Annotated in this window: 19 protein-coding genes and 1 tRNA gene; 11 read left to right on the plus strand and 9 right to left on the minus strand. The window is 70.8% G+C overall.

Features of this window, described 5'->3' with window-relative positions; genetic code table 11:
- Positions 1 to 27: 27 nt before the first annotated feature.
- Entirely contained in the window at positions 28 to 660 is a 633-nt protein-coding gene (gene upp / locus EIM47_RS10805; RefSeq protein ID WP_125076893.1) for a uracil phosphoribosyltransferase, read from the plus strand.
- A gap of 105 nt (positions 661 to 765) precedes the next feature.
- Here the strand turns inward: upp and EIM47_RS10810 are convergent, their stop codons facing one another.
- From EIM47_RS10810 to rsmD, 7 genes are all read right to left on the minus strand, one after another.
- Positions 766 to 2,520, minus strand: coding sequence for a glycoside hydrolase family 9 protein (locus EIM47_RS10810; RefSeq protein ID WP_125076894.1), 1,755 nt, complete (start codon positions 2,518 to 2,520; stop codon positions 766 to 768).
- 94 nt (positions 2,521 to 2,614) lie between these two features.
- The gene (locus EIM47_RS10815) at positions 2,615 to 3,520 is read right to left on the minus strand and encodes an MBL fold metallo-hydrolase (protein WP_026010496.1); all 906 of its coding nucleotides are present in this window, start codon (positions 3,518 to 3,520) and stop codon (positions 2,615 to 2,617) included.
- Between the two features lie 53 nt (positions 3,521 to 3,573).
- The gene (gene ggt / locus EIM47_RS10820; protein ID WP_019398483.1) at positions 3,574 to 5,334 is read right to left on the minus strand and encodes a gamma-glutamyltransferase; all 1,761 of its coding nucleotides are present in this window, start codon (positions 5,332 to 5,334) and stop codon (positions 3,574 to 3,576) included.
- Complete coding sequence (locus EIM47_RS10825) at positions 5,331 to 5,612, minus strand: YfhL family 4Fe-4S dicluster ferredoxin (protein WP_125076895.1); 282 nt, start codon at positions 5,610 to 5,612, stop codon at positions 5,331 to 5,333. The genes ggt and EIM47_RS10825 overlap by 4 nt, the downstream gene beginning before the upstream one ends.
- 111 nt (positions 5,613 to 5,723) lie before the next feature.
- Positions 5,724 to 6,230: a hypothetical protein gene (locus tag EIM47_RS10830; RefSeq protein WP_019398485.1), complete on the minus strand. Its 507-nt coding sequence runs from the start codon at positions 6,228 to 6,230 to the stop codon at positions 5,724 to 5,726.
- A gap of 28 nt (positions 6,231 to 6,258) precedes the next feature.
- On the minus strand, positions 6,259 to 6,777 hold the full coding sequence (gene coaD / locus EIM47_RS10835) for a pantetheine-phosphate adenylyltransferase (protein WP_037034931.1): 519 nt from the start codon (positions 6,775 to 6,777) through the stop codon (positions 6,259 to 6,261).
- On the minus strand, positions 6,774 to 7,415 hold the full coding sequence (gene rsmD / locus EIM47_RS10840; protein WP_125076896.1) for a 16S rRNA (guanine(966)-N(2))-methyltransferase RsmD: 642 nt from the start codon (positions 7,413 to 7,415) through the stop codon (positions 6,774 to 6,776). Before rsmD ends, coaD begins: the two co-directional genes overlap by 4 nt.
- An 83-nt stretch (positions 7,416 to 7,498) precedes the next feature.
- On the opposite strand from rsmD, the gene ftsY reads away from it, so the two are divergent.
- From ftsY to EIM47_RS10860, 4 genes are all read left to right on the plus strand, one after another.
- A complete protein-coding gene (gene ftsY / locus EIM47_RS10845; RefSeq protein ID WP_125076897.1) occupies positions 7,499 to 8,737 on the plus strand; it encodes a signal recognition particle-docking protein FtsY in 1,239 nt (412 codons plus the stop codon).
- Positions 8,738 to 8,821: 84 nt separating this feature from the next.
- A complete protein-coding gene (gene mutY / locus EIM47_RS10850) occupies positions 8,822 to 9,883 on the plus strand; it encodes an A/G-specific adenine glycosylase (RefSeq protein WP_125076898.1) in 1,062 nt (353 codons plus the stop codon).
- A gap of 14 nt (positions 9,884 to 9,897) precedes the next feature.
- Positions 9,898 to 10,173 (plus strand): oxidative damage protection protein, encoded by a 276-nt coding sequence (locus EIM47_RS10855; protein ID WP_019398490.1) that lies wholly within the window; start codon positions 9,898 to 9,900, stop codon positions 10,171 to 10,173.
- 757 nt (positions 10,174 to 10,930) lie between these two features.
- Positions 10,931 to 12,289, plus strand: a complete 1,359-nt coding sequence (locus tag EIM47_RS10860; protein WP_125076899.1) for an integrase — start codon at positions 10,931 to 10,933, stop codon at positions 12,287 to 12,289.
- 207 nt (positions 12,290 to 12,496) lie between these two features.
- Here EIM47_RS10860 and EIM47_RS10865 read toward each other — a convergent pair whose 3' ends face one another.
- Positions 12,497 to 12,691: a hypothetical protein gene (locus EIM47_RS10865; RefSeq protein ID WP_125076900.1), complete on the minus strand. Its 195-nt coding sequence runs from the start codon at positions 12,689 to 12,691 to the stop codon at positions 12,497 to 12,499.
- 1,127 nt (positions 12,692 to 13,818) lie between these two features.
- Here EIM47_RS10865 and EIM47_RS10870 point away from each other — a divergent pair.
- Complete coding sequence (locus tag EIM47_RS10870) at positions 13,819 to 14,049, plus strand: AlpA family transcriptional regulator (protein WP_125076901.1); 231 nt, start codon at positions 13,819 to 13,821, stop codon at positions 14,047 to 14,049.
- 97 nt (positions 14,050 to 14,146) lie between these two features.
- Here EIM47_RS10870 and EIM47_RS10875 read toward each other — a convergent pair.
- Positions 14,147 to 14,222, minus strand: a tRNA-Phe gene (locus tag EIM47_RS10875).
- 155 nt (positions 14,223 to 14,377) lie between these two features.
- Between EIM47_RS10875 and EIM47_RS10880 the strand changes: the two genes are divergently transcribed.
- The 5 genes from EIM47_RS10880 to EIM47_RS10900 all read left to right on the plus strand — a co-directional run bounded on the left by EIM47_RS10880 (position 14,378) and on the right by EIM47_RS10900 (position 17,234).
- Complete coding sequence (locus EIM47_RS10880) at positions 14,378 to 14,830, plus strand: DUF6491 family protein (protein WP_125076902.1); 453 nt, start codon at positions 14,378 to 14,380, stop codon at positions 14,828 to 14,830.
- A gap of 140 nt (positions 14,831 to 14,970) precedes the next feature.
- Positions 14,971 to 15,180, plus strand: coding sequence for a hypothetical protein (locus EIM47_RS10885; RefSeq protein WP_019398496.1), 210 nt, complete (start codon positions 14,971 to 14,973; stop codon positions 15,178 to 15,180).
- Between the two features lie 256 nt (positions 15,181 to 15,436).
- Positions 15,437 to 16,024 (plus strand): lipocalin family protein, encoded by a 588-nt coding sequence (locus tag EIM47_RS10890; protein WP_125076903.1) that lies wholly within the window; start codon positions 15,437 to 15,439, stop codon positions 16,022 to 16,024.
- Positions 16,025 to 16,052: 28 nt separating this feature from the next.
- Positions 16,053 to 16,538: an LEA type 2 family protein gene (locus EIM47_RS10895; RefSeq protein ID WP_037034935.1), complete on the plus strand. Its 486-nt coding sequence runs from the start codon at positions 16,053 to 16,055 to the stop codon at positions 16,536 to 16,538.
- A gap of 45 nt (positions 16,539 to 16,583) precedes the next feature.
- Positions 16,584 to 17,234 carry an HNH endonuclease gene (locus EIM47_RS10900; RefSeq protein WP_019398499.1) on the plus strand — a complete coding sequence of 217 codons (651 nt, stop codon included), beginning with the start codon at positions 16,584 to 16,586 and terminating at the stop codon, positions 17,232 to 17,234.
- The last annotated feature ends 95 nt before the right edge of the window (positions 17,235 to 17,329 follow it).

The raw sequence follows: 17,329 nt of genomic DNA on the forward strand, positions 1-17,329 counted from the left end.
CCAGGCCCCCATACCTGCAGGCCCGCCATGAAAGCCGTCGAAGTCCACCATCCGCTGGTCCAGCACAAGATCGGACTGCTGCGCTCGGCCGAACTGAGTACCAAGGGCTTCCGCGAACTGGTCACCGAGCTGGCAACCCTGCTGGCATACGAGGCCACGGCGGACCTGGCCACCGAGGAGGCGACGCTCCAGGGCTGGGCCGGCCCGGTGCAGGTGCGACGCATCGCCGGCGCCAAGATCAGCCTGGTGCCGATCCTGCGGGCCGGGCTGGGCATGCTGCCTGGGGCTCTCGCCCTGATTCCTGCCGCGCGCGTGAGCGTGGTCGGGCTGCAGCGCGACGAGGAAACCCTGCAACCGGTCCCCTACTTCGAACGCCTGACCGGCCGGCTGGACGAGCGCGACGTGCTGATCCTGGACCCGATGCTGGCCACCGGCGGTTCGCTCATCGCCACCATCGACATGCTCAAGCGCGCCGGTGCCCGCCGCATCCGCGGGATATTCCTGGTGGCCGCACCCGAGGGCCTGGCGGCGGTGGAAGTCGCGCACCCGGACGTGCAGATCTACACCGCCGCCATCGACGAGCGGCTCAACGACAAGGGCTACATCCTGCCCGGCCTGGGCGACGCCGGCGACCGCATCTTCGGCACCCGGGTCGACTGATCCGGCGTCCGGATCCGGCGGCTTCGCGCGCCACTCCCCGGCCCGTCGCGGGCCATGCAGCAAACCCGGGACGGCGGCCACCAGGCCGCCGTCCGCGCATCCGCCCTACTCTTCCACCGGCGTCAGCGCCTGCACCGCCGCGGCCACGTAGACCAGCGGCGCGTTCCAGTTGATCGCCACCTCGTTGCTGGCATAGCTGCACTCGTGGTCGAGCCACGACAGCGCCGGCAGCTTCGACGGATACGACACCGGGCAGTCGCGGCGGTCCTGCTGCGCCGGGTTCGGGCCGCCGGACAGCCAGCCCGGCACCGGCTCGCGCACGCCGTCGGCCGCCGACAGGCGGTCATGCACGTGCATCGGCGTGCGCAGGCCGAAACCGGTGACGAAGGACACGCCCAGCGGGTTGCGCCCCAGCACCCAGTCCAGGTGGGACTGGGCGGCGTCCAGCAATTCGCGCCCGCCGCCCAGGCGGTAGCCCTGCAGCATCAGCAGCGCCTGGTTGAGCACCACCGCGTTGCTGCCCCAGACGAAATCCTCGCCGCGCATGGCCAGCTTCCACGGCGACTGCGCCTCCCGCTCCTGCAGCCCGCGCGCGACCTGCAGCAGGCCCTCGCGCACCTGTCCGCGGGCAGCGTCGTCCGGCAGCCGCGGCAGGTGCTGGGCCAGCGAGATCCAGCCCAGCGCGCGCACGTCGGCCCAGCCGGGCACGCCCGGCACGCCGGCGCGTTGGTGGAATGCCTCCCAGTAGCCGGGCTCGCCGGTCAGCAGGTACAGCTCGGCCGCGGCCCAGGCGAACTCGTCCTCCAGGTAGGCATCGCCATAGGCGCCGGTACCGACGTCCGCCGGCTGCCGGTACTCGACCTGCGGATTGGCCAGGGCCCAGGCCCAGGCCTGCTGCGCGGCATCGGCCATGCGCCGCGCCAGGCCCGGGAACTGCGCTTCGTACGGCGCGTAGATGCGGCTGGCCATGGCCATCACCGCGGCGAAGTCCAGGGTCGCGGCGGTGCTCTTGGCCATCACGTAGCGCGGCGCGGTGTCCTGGTGCGGCATCACCATGGCGGAGAACTGCAGCGTGGTCAGCTTGTGGTACACGCCGCCGTCGGCCGGGTCCTGCATGGCCAGCATCCACTGCAGGTTCCACAGCGCTTCGTCGAGGATGTCCGGCACCGCATCGCCGCTTTCCGGGATGCCGGCGTCGCGGCCGCGGAAGAATTCCGGGTAGTGCTCCCACGCCGCCAGCAGGGTCCACAGGGTGATGCCGGAATTGACCACGTACTTGCCGTAGTCGCCGGCGTCGTACCAGCCGCGCGGGGCCGTGATGCGGCTGCCGGCCTTGCGCCCGGGCGAGGCCGCGGAGGCATGCACCAGCACCTTGTCGTCCGGATGCCCGGCCTTGCGCGCCCAGCGCCCGGCATGCCCGCGCGCCAGCGGCGTGCTGGCGCGGTGGAAATAGAACCCCTTCAGCGCGCCCATGGCCACGCCGGCATAGGCCCCGGCGTCGACCACGATCGGGTCGGACGGCGCCATGCCATCGACCAGCAGGCGGTAGCGGCCCGGCGTGGCGAGCGCGCTGAGGTCGGCCAGGGCCACGTCGCGCGCGGCCGGTTCCCAGTGCCCGGCCGGCTGCAGCTGCCCCTGCAGCAGCGGTTCGTCCCGGCCTTCGGCCACCACCCGGAACCGCGCCGGCGCGGAGGTTTCCACCACCACCAGCTTGCGGGCCGCCGGCGGATAGCCGAGCTGGTTGGCGCGCACCGGCGCCTGCGCCGCGCCCGGACCGGCCGCGTCGCAGCCGATCCCCAACGCCAGCAGTGTCGTGGCCAGCAAGACCTGCATCCACTGCCGCGAAGCCGTTACCTCCATCGTTCCCCCTTTGCCTTGCGGCGTTTCTCCCGGGCGGAAAGGTAGCGGCAATGCGCGCGCGGCGGTAGACCGCCGGCGGATGCGGCGCGACGGCTCAGGCTGCCAGGCTGTGTGCGCCCAGCGGCCGCGCGACCAGTTCGGCGACCTCGTGGATGGTGCGGTAGCGGCCCTTCTCGTCGCGCGCCACCTGGGCCAGGGCACAGCCCGGGTCGTGGGTAAAGAACAGGTGCACGTTGCGCGCCAGCTTGTCCTCGAGGAAGGCGCGCTTCTCGTCGATCAGCAGCTCGGCGTTGCGGTCGTAGCCCATGGTGATGGGCAGGTGCACCCAGGAACGGCCGGGGATCAGGTCGGCGCAGAACACCACGCCGCCGTGCGGCTGGCCGTCGACCAGTTCCGGGCCGAGGATCTCGGCCAGCATCAGGCCCGGGGTGTGGCCGTCGCTGAAGCTGAAGCGCACCGCCTGGCCCAGCGCCTGCGAGTACGGCCCGTCGACGATCTCCAGGCGGCCGCTGGCCTCCAGCAGCGCCGGCAGTTCGGGGATGAAGCTGGCGCGGTCGCGCGGGTGCGGGTTGCGCGCGCGCTCCCAGTGCGCGGCGCCGACCAGGTAGGTGGCGTTGGGGAACAGCAGTTCCGGCGCCCTGCCCTCGGTCCACGGCGCCAGCAGGCCGCCGGCGTGGTCGAAGTGCAGGTGGCTGAGCACCACCGCGTCCACGTCCTCGTGCTCGAAACCGGCCGCGCGCAGCGATTCCACCAGCACGTGGCGGTCTTCCTGCACGCCGTAACGCTCGCGCAGCTTCGGCTCGAAGAACGCGCCGATGCCGGTCTCGAACAGCACCGTCTTGCCGTTCAGCGGGCTGGCCAGCAGCGCGCGGCAGGCCAGGTCGATGCGATTGTGCTCGTCGGGGCGGGCCCACTTCTCCCACATCGCCTTCGGCGCGTTGCCGAACATGGAGCCGCCGTCGAGTTTTTGCGAATTGCCGCGGATGGACCAGAGTTTCATGAACGAATGCTAGCGCTGCATCCGTTAAGAATCCGGAACTCGGCCGCGCCCGCTCAGGGCACGGCTTCGGCCGCGCGCACCAGGCGCACCTCGGCCTTGCCCACCGGGTTGCGCGGGTCGGTTCCGCCCTGCAGCGCGTTGCCGCGGCGATCCCACATCACCGTCTGCAGGTTGCCCCAGAAGTGGCTGGAGGCGCCGCTGGAGACCTCGCCGTCCGGCAGGTCCAGGGTGTGGCCCATGGCGCGCAGGCGCGCGGCCACCTCCGGGCTGAAGGCGCCGGTCTCGGCCTCGACCACGTCCGGCTGCCACTGGTGGTGGTAGCGCGGCAGCGCCGCCACCGCCTGCGCGTCCAGGCCGTCGGCGTAGCCGAGCACGCCCAGCAGGACCATGGTGATGATGCGGCTGCCGCCCGGGGTGCCCAGCACCGCCACGCGGTCCGGCGAAACCATGAAAGTCGGGGTCATCGAGCTGAGCGGGCGCTTGCCCGGCTCCGGCGCGTTGGCCTCGTAGCCCATCACGCCGAAGGCGTTGGGCTGGCCCGGCAGCAGGGCGAAGTCGTCCATCTCGTTGTTCAGCAGCACGCCGGTGCCCGGCGGCACCAGGCCCGAGCCGAACAGCAGGTTCACCGTCTGCGTGACCGCGGCGCGGTTGCCCTCGGCGTCGATGATCGAGAAGTGGGTGGTCTCCTCGTCCTCCAGCGGCGTGGGCAGGCCGGAGAACACGTCGCTGGGGGTGGCCTTCTGCGGATTGATGGTGGAGCGCAGGCCGGCGGCGTAGTCGCGGCTGGCCAGCACTTCCACCGGCACGTGCACGAAGCCAGGATCGCCCAGGTAGAAGGTGCGGTCGCGGAAGGCGCGGCGCATCGACTCGATGGTCAGGTGGGCGCGCTGCGCCGGGTCCAGGCTGGACAGGTTCCAGCCGGCCAGCACCTGCAGCATCTGCGCCAGGGCCACGCCGCCGGAGGACGGCGGCGGCGCGGTCACGATCTCCCAGCCGCGGTACCAGAAGCGCAGCGGCTCGCGCTCGTGCACCTGGTAGCTGGCCAGCTCCTCGGCGGTCCACTGCCCGCCCTCGGCGCGCACGCCGGCCAGCAGCTTCTTCGCCACCGGGCCGCGGTAGAAACCGTCGAAGCCGCGCTCGGCCAGCGCCTCCAGGGTGCGCGCCAGGTCGGGCTGGCGCAGCAGCTGGCCCTCCACCGGCGGCTTGCCGCCGGCCAGGAACACGGCGCGGGTGCCAGGATAGCGCTCCATCACCTGGCGCCGCGCGGCGTATCCACGCTCCAGCCGCGCGTACACCGGGAAGCCCTCGCGCGCCAGGCGGATCGCCGGCGCCAGGCTGGTCTTCAGCGGCAGCCGGCCGTACTTCTCCGCCACGTGCACCAGGCCCGCCGGCAGGCCGGGGATGGCGGCCGACCACGGACCGTTCTGGGAACGGTCGCGGTCGAGCTTGCCGTTGGCGTCGCGGTAGCGCTCGGGGGTGGCCGCCGCCGGCGCGGTCTCGCGCGCGTCGACGAACACGTCGCGGCCGCTGGCCGCGTCGTGCAGCAGGAAGAAGCCGCCGCCGCCGAGGCCGGAACTGATCGGCTCGACCACCGACAGCGCGGCCGAGACCGCGACCGCCGCGTCGAACGCGTTGCCACCCTGCTCCAGCACCTCGAAGCCGGCGGCGGTGGCCAGCTCGTGCGCGCTGGCGATGGCCGCGCCCGGCGGGCGCGCCGCCTGCGGCGCGTCGCCGCCATCGGCGGCCAGGAGCGCGGCCGGGGCCGCGGACAGGAACAGGAACGCCAGTGCCAGCAGGCGCGCGCTCAGCCTCATGGTGCAGCCTCCGGGGCATACAGTTCCGGATGCTCGCGCTGCAGGCGCCGCAGCTTCTCCAGCAGCGCCTCCTGGCTTTCCGGATGTTCGGGGTCTGGGTCGATGCACTCGACCGGGCATACCGCCACGCACTGCGGCTCGTCGAAATGGCCGACGCACTCGGTGCAGCGCGCCGGGTCGATCACGTAGATCGTCTCGCCCATCGAGATGGCCTGGTTGGGGCAGGCCGGCTCGCAGACATCGCAGTTGACGCAGAATTCGTTGATCTTCAGTGACATCGCACAGCGGTCCGGGTCATGGCCGGGGTACCTGGCGGCACCGGCCCCGCGTGGGCGGGGAGACCTTCCCGCCGGCGCCCGGCCGCGTGGCCGCGGCCGGGCTCGGGGAAATTACTTGGCCTCGACGAAGACGTAGTCGGCACCGGTCGGCGCGACCACGGCATGCACGCGCGGGTTGTCCGAGGCGTCGCCGATGAACACGATGCGCACGCCCTTCAGCGAGTCCGGCTGCACGTCGGCGAACGCGGTCTCGATCAGGCCGGCCATGCGCGAGGACGCCGGCGAGCCGAAGGCCAGCAGGTTGCCCTTCTGCACGCCGCGCTTCATCGCGGTGGTGGCGGCCTCGACCTGGCGCTCGTACTTGGCCTCGAACTCCGGATCCGACTCCGGCGGCAGGTAGTACAGGAACGGGTTGTTGGTGATGGTGCCCATGTTCTCCTGCACCACCTGCGGCAGGTAGGCCTTCCAGCCGGCGTCGTCGTCGCGGGCCGGGGCGGCCAGCTTCTTCGCCTCGGTGGCCTCGTTGGCCACGGCCTCTTCCTTGTTGCCGCAGCCGGCCAGCAGCAGCGGGGACGCCACCAGGCTGGCGAGCAGGAGCGCGCGCATCGTCTTGTTCATCAGGAAATCCTCCCTTGGGTTCGTAAAGTCACTGGGAACCATCGCCCCGCCGTGCCGCCTTCAGCGCCGCGGCCACAGCCGGGGTCACGAAGCCCGAGACGTCTCCGCCCAGGCGGGCGATCTCGCGCACCAGCGACGAGGAAATGAAGCTGTATTGCTCGGCCGGGGTCAGGAACAGGGTCTCGACCTCCGGGATCAGGTGGCGGTTCATGCTCGCCATCTGGAATTCGTACTCGAAGTCCGACACCGCGCGCAGGCCGCGCAGGAGCACGCCGGCGCCGACCTCGCGCACGAAGTGCGCCAGCAGGGTGTCGAAGCCGCGCACCTCCACGTTGGGGTGCCGCGCCAGCGCCTCGCGCGCCAGCCCCACCCGCAGCTCCAGCGGCAGGGTCGGGCCCTTGGCCTGGCTTTCGGCCACGCCGACGATGACTTTCTCGAACAGCGGCGCGGCTCGGTCGACCAGGTCGATGTGGCCGTTGGTGATCGGATCGAAGGTGCCGGGATAGACGGCAATGCGGCGATGGGCCACGGTTCGGGTCGTCTTCAGGGGGCCGGATTGGCGCCGCCGAGTGTATCAGCGCCCCCGGTGCCACGGCCACGATACAGGGCCGCGCGGGCCTGCGAGGTGCGCAGCTCGCGGTGCAGGTGCCAGCCCGGCGGTGGCGGCGGCTCGCTGCCGGCAGGGCTTTCCACGTACAGCCAGGCGTCGGCGGCCATCGATCGCGGCAGCGCCTGCAACACCGCGTCCCACAGGCCGGCCGCGAACGGCGGGTCCACGAACACGATGTCCGCCGCGCCGGCGGCGGCCGCATCGGCCGAATCCAGCCAGCGCAGCGCATCGGCCTCCACCACCCGGGCCTGCGCGCCGAGCCGCGCCACGTTGGCGCGCAGCGCAGCGGCCGCGTCGCGGTCGCGCTCCACCAGCACCGCCTGCGCCGCACCGCGCGACAGTGCCTCCAGCCCCAGCGCGCCGCTGCCGGCGAACAGGTCCAGCACGCGCGCGCCGGGCAGCGCCGGCATCAGCCAGTTGAACAGGGTCTCGCGGACGCGATCGGAGGTCGGACGCAGGCCGGCGACGTCGGCCACCGGCAGGCGCGTGCCGCGCCAGCGGCCGCCGATGATCCGCACCACCCCGGGAGCGGCGGCGGCACGGGTACCCGGACGCGGCGGCATGCGGCGGCTCATGGACGGGGCCGGCGGCGGCCGGTTTCAGAAGCTGTGACGGGGTGCGGTGCTAGCATGTGCACATTCTCCGACATCCCTGCGAAATGGTCAGTTTCTTCCGCCGAAAGAAGCCCGAAAGCGCCCCTGCCACGCCATCCGGAAGCCGCTTCAGCGCCGAAGAGCTCGCCGCCGCGTTCCCCCAGGCCCCGAACGCCGCCACTCCGGCAGCCCCCGCCGAGGTCCCGGCACCCGTGCCCGCCGCGCCGGAGGCGACCGGCGGCGATGCCGTCGACCCGGCGGCTGGCGCCACCCCGGTGGCCCCTGCAGTGGTGGAACAGGCGCCGGCCGGCGAGGCCGTCGTGGTGCCCGCCGAAGCCGGCACGCCGGTGGACGGCGGCGCCGCCGTGCAGCCGGCGGCCGCGCCCGGGCGCATGGGTTGGCGCGAGCGCCTGCGCAACAGCGCCTTTGCGCGCAGCATCGGCGGCCTGTTCTCGCGCAACCCGAAGCTCGACGACGACCTGCTGGACGAGATCGAGACCGCCCTGCTCACCGCCGACGTCGGCGTCGCCGCCACCACCGCACTGGTGGAGGGGCTGCGCAAGCGCATGAAGGCGCGTGAGTTCGCCGACTCGGCCGCGCTGCTGGCGGCGCTGCGCGCCGAGCTGGTGGCGATGCTGAAGCCGGTGTCGGTGCCGCTGCAGATCGACCCGGCCACCCGCCCGTTCGTGCTGCTGACCGTGGGCGTCAATGGCGTGGGCAAGACCACCACCATCGGCAAGCTCGCCCGCCGCTTCAAGGACGAAGGCCGCAGCCTGATGCTGGCCGCCGGCGACACCTTCCGCGCCGCGGCCGTGGCCCAGCTGCAGGCCTGGGGCGAGCGCAACGGCGTGACCGTGATCGCGCAAGGGCAGAACGCCGATGCCGCCTCGGTGGCCTACGACGCACTGCAGGCGGCGAAGGCGCGCGGCACCCAGGTGCTGATCGCCGATACCGCCGGCCGCCTGCACACCCAGGTCGGACTGATGAACGAGCTGGGCAAGATCAAGCGCGTGCTGCAGAAGCTGGACCCGGCCGCGCCGCACGAGGTGCTGATGGTGATCGACGGCACCACCGGCCAGAACGCGCTCAACCAGCTGCGCCAGTTCAATGCCGCCGTCGGCGTGACCGGCCTGGTGGTGACCAAGCTCGACGGCACCGCCAAGGGCGGCGTGGTGTTCGCCCTGGCGCGCGAGTTCGGCATCCCGATCCGCTTCGCCGGCATCGGCGAGCGCCCGGAGGACCTGCGCGTGTTCGATCCGGACGCCTTCGTCGACGCGCTGCTGCCCGAGGCGCTGGGCGCCTGAGCCCGCGCATGCACGCTGCGACCGCGAGCGCGGGACGGGCGCCTGCCTGCCCTGCCGTGCGCGCCATCGCGCAGGAGCCGCGCCGTGGCCGCTGAGACGCCCGACCGCTTCGTCGCACCGCTGCTGGCCTGGTTCGACCGCCACGGCCGCCACGACCTGCCCTGGCAGCACCCGCGCACGCCCTACCGGGTGTGGCTGTCGGAAATCATGCTGCAGCAGACCCAGGTGGCCACGGTCATCCCGTACTTCCTGCGCTTCGTCGACAGCTTCCCCACCCTGCCCGACCTGGCCGCCGCCTCCACCGACCAGGTGATGGCGCACTGGGCCGGCCTGGGCTACTACGCCCGCGCCCGCAACCTGCACGCAGCCGCGCAGCGTTGCGTCGAACTGCATGGCGGCGAGCTGCCGCGCGACTTCGAGGCCCTGCTGGCCCTGCCCGGGATCGGCCGCAGCACCGCCGGCGCGATCCTGGCCCAGGCCTGGGGCGATCCGTTCCCGATCCTGGACGGCAACGTCAAGCGCGTGCTGGCGCGCTGGCACGGCATCCACGGCTGGCCCGGCACGCCGGCGGTGGAGAAACGGATGTGGGCGCTGGCCGCCGACCACGTGCGCCACGTCCCGGCCGGACGCATGGCCGACTACACCCAGGCGCAGATGGATTTCGGCGCCACCCAGTGCACCCGCGCCGCTCCGGTCTGCCTGGCCTGTCCGCTGGCCGGCGGCTGCACCGCCCTGCGCGAAGGCCTGGTCGACGCCCTGCCCACCCCGCGCCCGGGCAAGACCCTGCCCGAACGCGAGGCAATCGCCCTGCTGCTGGAGGATGCCGAGGGCCGCCTGCTGCTGCAGCGGCGCCCGTCCACCGGGATCTGGGCCTCGCTGTGGACCCTGCCGCAGGCGGAAACCGAGGCCGAGCTGCGCGAATGGTTCGGGCGCGAGCTGGACGGCGACTTTGACGCCGCCGAGGCCCTGCCGGCCATCGTCCACACCTTCAGCCACTACCGCCTGCACCTGCAGCCGATGCGCCTGCGCAAGGTCGCCCCGCGCGCCCGCGTGGGCGACAATGAGGCCCAGCGCTGGGTGGCGTGGGCGGAACTGGCCGGACTCGGCCTGCCCGCGCCCATCCGCAAGCTGCTCGACTCACTCTGAAGCGACCAACGCCCATGTCCCGCACGATCTTCTGCCAGTACGAACAACGCGAGGCCGAGGGCCTGGATTTCATCCCCTGGCCTGGCGAGCTGGGCAAGCGCATCCACGCCCACATCGGCAAGAACGCCTGGAACGCCTGGCTGGCGCACCAGACCATGCTGATCAACGAGAACCGGCTGTCGCCGCGCGACCCGCAGCACCGCGCCTTCCTCGAGCAGCAGATGGAGAAGTTCCTGTTCGGTGGCGATGCCGAGAAGCCGGCCGGCTACGTGCCGCCTTCGGCAGGCTGAGCGCCCGCTCCGCGTCGCGCGGGGCCATGCGGCGACACAAACAAAAACCGCGCCCTGGCGGCGCGGATCCTGTTAATGCCCCGGCCCGGCGTCCTGCCGGTGGCCTGGTCCTTGCAGAGCGGTCATCCTGTCCTTCGCATGCCGTAACTGCCGGGGCACGCGAAGGATGCCAAATCCGGCAAAGCCTGTAAGTCGGGAAACCTTGCGTCGTGGGGTAGGAAAAAACCTACACGCGCGGCAACGCGCTCGGCATTCCAGGGTACCGGGCGGTACGGACGGGCGCCATCTGCAGCCCGCGGACCCGATGCTCGCGCGCAGCCCATGAAGAATGCGTCGGCAACCACGGGCACATGCGTGGCCGTCGGTGGACAGTCCGCTTACCGGGATAGCGACGCGCGGAGCGATTCCTTTAACCGCGGCGCGAGGCGTGCGTGGCGGCCGGGCCATCGGCGCGGCCTGGCGGAAGCCGGAAACAGAAAACGGACCCGAAGGTCCGTTTGCGGCGAAGCCCATGCAGGCTTCCGAAGGATGGTGGCCGGGGAGGGAATCGAACCCCAGACACGGGGATTTTCAATCATGGATTTTGCCGTTTCAGGCCATCCAACGATTTCCAGAATCAGACAGTAAGTGACTGAAACTACTTAAAATCAGCGTCCTAAGCTGTCCAGTGCTTTCCAAGGGACGCCATCCACAAACGGCAAACGAACGGCAAACAGCGTGCTATGCTTCCCCAACGGCAAACAACGGGGATTCCCTCATGGCAGCACTGACGCATAACGCCTTGGTCGGCCTGAAACCCGGCAAGTGGGCATCCGACAAGGGAGCGCGCGGCGCGGGCACACTGACCGCATACCGCAGCGGAAGCGGTCGGGATAGCCGCGTCCTGTTCTACTTCCGCTACACCAAGCCGGACGGAGAACGCGACCCGATGCCGCTTGGGGAATGGGAAGGCACAGGCGGCCCGCTATCACTCAAAGCAGCGCGCGCACGGGCCGGCGAACTATCCGCACGGTACAAGGCAGGCGACAAAGACCTGCGCGCCATCCTCGAAGCAGAGGAACGAGAAGCACGCCGGGAGAGGGAAGCCGCCGAAAAGGCCGCACAGGCCGAACAGGAACGCCAACAGTCCACCTTAGGCGCACTGATGACCGCCTATGCCGACTGGTTGGAAGCCAAGGGCAAGTCCAGCGCGTCCGCCGTCCGGGCATCCATCCAGCGCCACATTGCCGAACCGTGGCCGCGCTTGTGGGCGACCCCGGCGGATGACCTGACCGCCGATGACCTGCTATCCATCCTTACGCGGCTGACGGATGACGGGAAGCTGCGCGAAGCCGCCAAGGTGCGGTCCTACCTGCAATCGGCCTACACGGCAGGCGTGAAGGCGCGGACCACCGCCAGCGCCACCCCTGCCCTGCGCGCGCTGCGCATCAGGACCAATCCAGCGCGCGACCTCGGCACCATCGAAGGCGCGAACAACGCACGCCACCGCGCGCTGTCGGTGTCGGAACTGCGCGCCTACTGGCGGCGCATCGAAGCACTACCCGACCACGACGCAGCCTGTCTGCGGTTCCACCTGCTGACGGGCGGGCAGCGTCTTGAACAACTGGCACGCGCCACCGTCGCCGACTATGACAGCGACCGCTGCACCCTGACGCTATGGGATTCCAAGGGCAGGCGCAGCGCACCACGCAAACACGTAGTCCCGCTGATTCCCGCCGCCATCGAAGCCATGCACGCGATGGCACCCGAGCGCGTCGGCGACTACCTGTTCACCGTCACCGCAGGCCAGTCCGGCATGGTCACGTCCACCGCCTACGTGCGTTGCCGTGCCGTCATGCAGGCCATGCAAGAGGCCGGGGAACTACCTGGCGGAGAGTTTTCCATAGCCGACATCCGGCGCACCGTGGAAACGCGACTGGCGGACCTTGGCATCCATTCGGACGTGCGGGCGCAACTGCAATCGCACGGCCTCGGTGGCGTCCAGTCCCGCCACTATGACCGCCACGACTACCTGGACGAAAAGCGAGCCGCCCTAGAGGCCCTATACCGGCTTGTGACGGGCGATAGCGCCCAAGTGGTACCCCTGCACCCGAAGCAGGGAGCGGCCGCCGCGTAGCGCCACCACGGCGCGCCACGGCACCACCAAGAACACCAAGGGCCGCGCAATGCGGCCCTATTCGTATCCGATGCCTGCCCCCCTGGTGGACGGGCGCAGGCGTCGGCAGCAGCGCGCCACAGCGCGCGAGGACGTAGGCGGGGACCGGCAGCGCCGCCGCAGGGACAGGTGCACCTGCGAGACTGGCAGCGCCGGCCCCGCCGAACCTCACGCCAAGCGCAGCAGCGGTGCGCCTTCGGCGCGCTCCACGTACAGCACCACGCGACCAAGGCCGACCAGCGTGCAGTGGTCACCCAGGCGGTCGATCCAGAAGCCATGCTGATTCGGCCCCTGCGCGGGCAGCAGGGACAGAACGCGGGAAGTGAAGGGAAGGCGGAAGGAAAGGCGATACAGGCAGGACATAGGCGTGACCTCGTGTTGCTGATTTCTTGCTTGCGCGTGCGGCCCGATCTGTCTTTTTGGCCGCAGCGGACCGAAGCCTACCCAAAAGAATTCGTGACGTGGGCGGATGAATTGCCAAGGCGGGAGGGAGCGGCGTAACCCATTGATTCACAAGGCGGCGGGGTATAGCAGTCACTTTTGCCGAAAGACCGCCCCCGGACGGCCACGAAGCGCCCTGCGCGGTCCCGGCGGGGTTTAGTCGTCATTCAAAGGGGAAACAGCCGCACCCCGAGCCGCAAGGGCAACCGCTGGACGACCGTCACCATCGGGAGGGCCGACGGCGGCCTGCCTGTAGGGAACGCCGATGGCTGGGCAGCGGGGAAGCCATCGCCCGATTGATCCTTAGCAGCCGCAGCAGCTAGGACCGGGGAAATAGACCACGGCGGGAAGACCACCCTGTCCCTGCCCCCCTTGACAGGCATGGTAAAATGGATATCTACAGTATATCTATAGGGGTACTGTAGGGGACTGTTCATTGGTATTCACCACCAAGGGGAACTACAGTCCAACCGATGTTCACCTCGGCGATCATTCGACCACCTCGGTCCCGCGCATGAAGAAACGGCTGTTCTGCCTCGCGGCGTTCCTGATCCGCGCGATTGATCCCTCCCGCGGCGGTCGGTCCTGATCCCTCGCAGAAAGCCCGCAGAGGCGCATCTACAGGGGTGCCCGCTACAAGGGTAGCTCCCCGGTGCTGTCCGGCGCTTCTGCGCGCTTCTGCGCGGCCCTAGCGGCATCCACAGGCCACCCGGTAGGCCACCGAGTCCCCGGCAGCCTTCACCATCCCACCTCGGCCCGCTGGCAGTCCACCTGTCGGCGGGCCTTCACCCCAAAAAGGTCCGCAGCAGATTTCCGTGAGGGCATTTGTAGGGATGACGCGGCCCGGCATCACCCCCCCCCGTACCCCCGGTCGCACCACAGCAGCACGACAAGGCGCGCCCCGGTAGACCGATCGAGTCGCCCGGAGCCTTCACCGTCACACCTGACACGGCGCGCGATCCATCGCACGCCACCCCCTACCCACTACCACCACCTCGGCCCGCTGGCAGTCCACCTGTCGGCGGGCCTTGTCGTTTCTGGATAACCCAATGCACAGCACCGCCACCAACAGCACCGCACCGCGCCTGATCCGCTTGAAGGAAGTCCAGCGCCTTACCGGACTGGCACGCTCCACCATCTACGCCAAGATGGCGGACGGCACCTTTCCGAAGCAGCGCAAGGTGTCGCCCACCATCGCCGTCTGGTCGGAAGCCGAAGTCCTCGCATGGATTGCCAACGTGTTGCAGCAGAGCAACGACGGAGAACCGATGGCGGCTTGATCCGGGGATGGAATCGGCAAACGGCAAATGAACGGCAAACAGAACAACGGCGGCGCAAAGAAAAAGGGCCTGCATCTCTGCAAGCCCTTGATATTACTGGTGGCCGGGGAGGGAATCGAACCCCCGACACGGGGATTTTCAATCCCCTGCTCTACCAACTGAGCTACCCGGCCATCTGCGCTGCGGCTTGGCCGCTGCGAGGGGCGGCATCATAACGGGCCTTTCGCGATCCGACAAGCATCCCGTTCGATGAACGTGCATCGGCCCCGCCCTTGCCGCATCCGCGGCCTGCGCCATGATGGGGTTACGTCCACTTGCGGAGCTTGCAATGAAACGGAAACGGACATGCCTTGCGGCCCTGCTGGCCACGGCCCTGCTTTCCGCCTGCGCCGGCACCCCGCGCATGAGCGACGCCGAACGCCTGCAACTGCACCGTTCGCACGCGGGCGAGCCGGTGGCCGGCTTCCACCTGCCCGGCCAGCTCAACGGCTGGAACGCGCTGGGCGACGAGGCGCTGGTGGTCTGGACCCGGCCGCGCGAGGCCTGGCTGCTGGAGCTGGCCGGCCCGTGCAACGACCTGCGCCATGCCACCGCCTTGTCCCTCACCAGCACCGGCTCGCGCGTGCAGGCGCGCTTCGACAGCGTCCTGCCGCTGGGCCCGATGGTCGGCCAGGTGGGCCGGGTCCCGTGCCGGATCGAAACCATCCGCCCACTGGACACCGCCGCGCTCCGGCAGGCCGGGGACGCCCTGCGCGAAGCCCGGATCGAGGCGCGGGACTAGCGCCACCAGGATGGCGGCGCGTGGCCGCTTTTCCTATACGCCGCCTCGCCGATCCCTGATTGCCAGGCCCACGGCGAGGCGGCAAAGTGCGCCGGTGCAGGGGACGGCAAGACCGCGGGGAGCGGAGGGGGCCCTGTCGCATGGACTGCAGACGACTGACCGTTCAGAAGGACCATAGGGGGTGCGTCCTGTTCGACGGCGACCACCCCATTACTTCCTTTCCATCCATCGGCAAGGCGCTGGAACTGGCGCGCACCCTCGCCGTGGCCCACCACCTGCGCGCCGGGCCTCCGCTGGTAGTGGAGGTCCGCCACTACGGCCGGCACCCGCGGCGGGTCCGCCTCGACTGAGGCCAGCGCATCCGCCCGGGAGGGCAGCGCGGCGCCCTGCGCCACGGCCTGCGCGCACCTGCCCGCGCAGGGCTTCGCCGACGCCGGCCCGGGCCGGCGTGCCCCCGGCAACCACCACGGCATGGGGACGTGCGCCCACGCGCCCGGCAGCGGCGCCGAATGCGCCGCGCGAGGCACCTCCGCGCGCGGCAGCGCAACAACGGCCTCTTGCGGCGTCGGTGCTAGCATCCGGCCCAGCCGCGCCCCAGGAGACCGCATGCGCTTCCTCGTCCTGACCACGCTGCTGCTGTGCGCCGGCCTGGTGCCCGCCCTGGCCCAGGAACGTCCACGGGTGGTGCCGGTCGAGACCCTGGACCTGACCCGCTACGCCGGCCACTGGCACGAGATCGCGCGCTTGCCGGTCTCGCACCAGCGCCGCTGTGCCAGCGACGCCACCGCGCACTACACCCTGCGCAGCGATGGCCGCATCGGCGTGCGCAACGCCTGCCGCACCCGGGAAGGCGAATACCTGGCGGCCGATGGCGTGGCGCGCCAGGTCGAGGGCCACCCGGCACGGCTGCAGGTGCGCTTCGCCCCGGACTGGCTGGGCTGGCTGCCGCTGGTCTGGGCCGACTACTGGGTGCTGGCGCTGGATCCGGACTACCAGTGGGCGATGGTCGGTGAGCCCGGGCGCAGGTACCTGTGGATCCTGGCGCGGGAGCCGTCGATGGACGCGATGCTGTTCGCGCGGCTGAAGGCGGCGGCCGAACGGATGGGCTACGACCTCTCCGAGCTGGTGGTGGCCGCGCCGCTGCATGGCGGCCAGGCCCCGGGGGACAGCGAAGACGATGCGCAAACCCCGTAATATCAGCCGCCCACACGATGGAGGCGGCATGAATTTCCCGCGACGGTTCCTTCCGGTCCTTGCCCTGGCCTTGGCCATGGCCCTGCTCGCCGGCTGCGGCGGCAAGGTCAAGCGCGTGTCCGCGCCGGCCGCCTCGATCCAGCAGCTGACGGTGGAGAGCGACGGCAGCTGGACCGTGGACCTGCGCCTGCACAACTACAGCAGCATGTCCATGCGCTTCGAGCGGGTTTCGCTGGCGGTCAGCGTGGACGAGCACGAGGCCGGCACCCTCGAGGCCACGCCCGCCATCTCCATCGGCCCCTCCGCCGCGGACACGGTGCGCGCCACCCTGCGCCCGCAACCGATGGCGCGCCTGGCGGTGGCCGATGCGCTGGCCGGGCGCCGCGCCCTGTCCTACCGCCTGCAGGGCAATGTCAGCGCCACGCCCGAGGAGGCCAGCAAGCCGCGCAGCTTCGAGCTGGATGCGCGCAGTTCGCTCAATCCCGCGCCCGGCCTGCAGGGCGTGCTGCGCTGAGGGCTTGACCCCGACCGTCATCTTTCGGGTATAAGCTGGAACCCGATGGAGACGGATACGGCGATGCTTGATCCGATCTTCGCCGGGACCCCGGTACCGGCGGACGCGTCCCCTTCGCTCCGCGGCCTGGCCAACGCGCCGCGCGTGCTCTCGCTGGACGCCCACGGCCGGGCCATGGACTGGATCCACTGGCAGGACGCGACCTGCCTCTACGCACGCGGCGCGGTCGCCTGGACCCTGGGCCAGCCGTGCATGCGCGTGCACGGCGGCGTCAACCGCGACACCGGCAGCCGCAGCGTGATCGAGCTGCACCCGATCATCGCCACCCGCGGCCACGCCCGGGCGCGGGCGCTGGATCCCACCCCGGCGCTGTCCAACGCCGCCCTGTTCGCGCGCGATTCCTACCTGTGCCTGTACTGCGGCCAGCAGTTCCCGCGGCCGCAGCTGACCCGCGACCACGTCATCCCCCTTTCGCGCGGCGGGCTGGACATCTGGGAGAACGTGGTCAGCGCCTGCTTCCAGTGCAACTCGCGCAAGGGCAACCGCACTCCGCACCAGGCCAACATGCCGCTGCTGGCCGTGCCCTACCGCCCGAGCTGGATCGAGCACCTGATCCTGTCCAACCGCAACATCCTGGCCGACCAGATGGCCTTCCTGCGCGCGCAGCTGCCGCGCCGTTCGCGGCGTCCGGTCTAGTCCCGCCCGGCCCACCACCGGGGGCCGCGGCGCAAGCCTTGCTTGCCCCGTCACGTCCCCGGGGAGGAAAATGGGCCACCGTACGGTTTTCCGGC

This window comes from Pseudoxanthomonas sp. SGT-18, assembly GCF_003931645.1.
Classification (GTDB): Bacteria; Pseudomonadota; Gammaproteobacteria; order Xanthomonadales; family Xanthomonadaceae; genus Pseudoxanthomonas.

Excerpts from the sequence above, each read along its gene's own strand:
- upp (WP_125076893.1), top strand. The coding sequence starts at position 28 with ATGAAAGCCGTCGAAGTCCACCATCCGCTGGTCCAGCACAAGATCGGA.
- EIM47_RS10810 (WP_125076894.1), bottom strand. The coding sequence starts at position 2,520 with ATGGAGGTAACGGCTTCGCGGCAGTGGATGCAGGTCTTGCTGGCCACG.
- EIM47_RS10815 (WP_026010496.1), bottom strand. The coding sequence starts at position 3,520 with ATGAAACTCTGGTCCATCCGCGGCAATTCGCAAAAACTCGACGGCGGC.
- ggt (WP_019398483.1), bottom strand. The coding sequence starts at position 5,334 with ATGAGGCTGAGCGCGCGCCTGCTGGCACTGGCGTTCCTGTTCCTGTCC.
- EIM47_RS10825 (WP_125076895.1), bottom strand. The coding sequence starts at position 5,612 with ATGTCACTGAAGATCAACGAATTCTGCGTCAACTGCGATGTCTGCGAG.
- EIM47_RS10830 (WP_019398485.1), bottom strand. The coding sequence starts at position 6,230 with ATGAACAAGACGATGCGCGCGCTCCTGCTCGCCAGCCTGGTGGCGTCC.
- rsmD (WP_125076896.1), bottom strand. The coding sequence starts at position 7,415 with ATGAGCCGCCGCATGCCGCCGCGTCCGGGTACCCGTGCCGCCGCCGCT.
- ftsY (WP_125076897.1), top strand. The coding sequence starts at position 7,499 with ATGGTCAGTTTCTTCCGCCGAAAGAAGCCCGAAAGCGCCCCTGCCACG.
- EIM47_RS10855 (WP_019398490.1), top strand. The coding sequence starts at position 9,898 with ATGTCCCGCACGATCTTCTGCCAGTACGAACAACGCGAGGCCGAGGGC.
- EIM47_RS10860 (WP_125076899.1), top strand. The coding sequence starts at position 10,931 with ATGGCAGCACTGACGCATAACGCCTTGGTCGGCCTGAAACCCGGCAAG.
- EIM47_RS10865 (WP_125076900.1), bottom strand. The coding sequence starts at position 12,691 with ATGTCCTGCCTGTATCGCCTTTCCTTCCGCCTTCCCTTCACTTCCCGC.
- EIM47_RS10870 (WP_125076901.1), top strand. The coding sequence starts at position 13,819 with ATGCACAGCACCGCCACCAACAGCACCGCACCGCGCCTGATCCGCTTG.
- EIM47_RS10880 (WP_125076902.1), top strand. The coding sequence starts at position 14,378 with ATGAAACGGAAACGGACATGCCTTGCGGCCCTGCTGGCCACGGCCCTG.
- EIM47_RS10885 (WP_019398496.1), top strand. The coding sequence starts at position 14,971 with ATGGACTGCAGACGACTGACCGTTCAGAAGGACCATAGGGGGTGCGTC.
- EIM47_RS10890 (WP_125076903.1), top strand. The coding sequence starts at position 15,437 with ATGCGCTTCCTCGTCCTGACCACGCTGCTGCTGTGCGCCGGCCTGGTG.
- EIM47_RS10895 (WP_037034935.1), top strand. The coding sequence starts at position 16,053 with ATGAATTTCCCGCGACGGTTCCTTCCGGTCCTTGCCCTGGCCTTGGCC.
- EIM47_RS10900 (WP_019398499.1), top strand. The coding sequence starts at position 16,584 with ATGGAGACGGATACGGCGATGCTTGATCCGATCTTCGCCGGGACCCCG.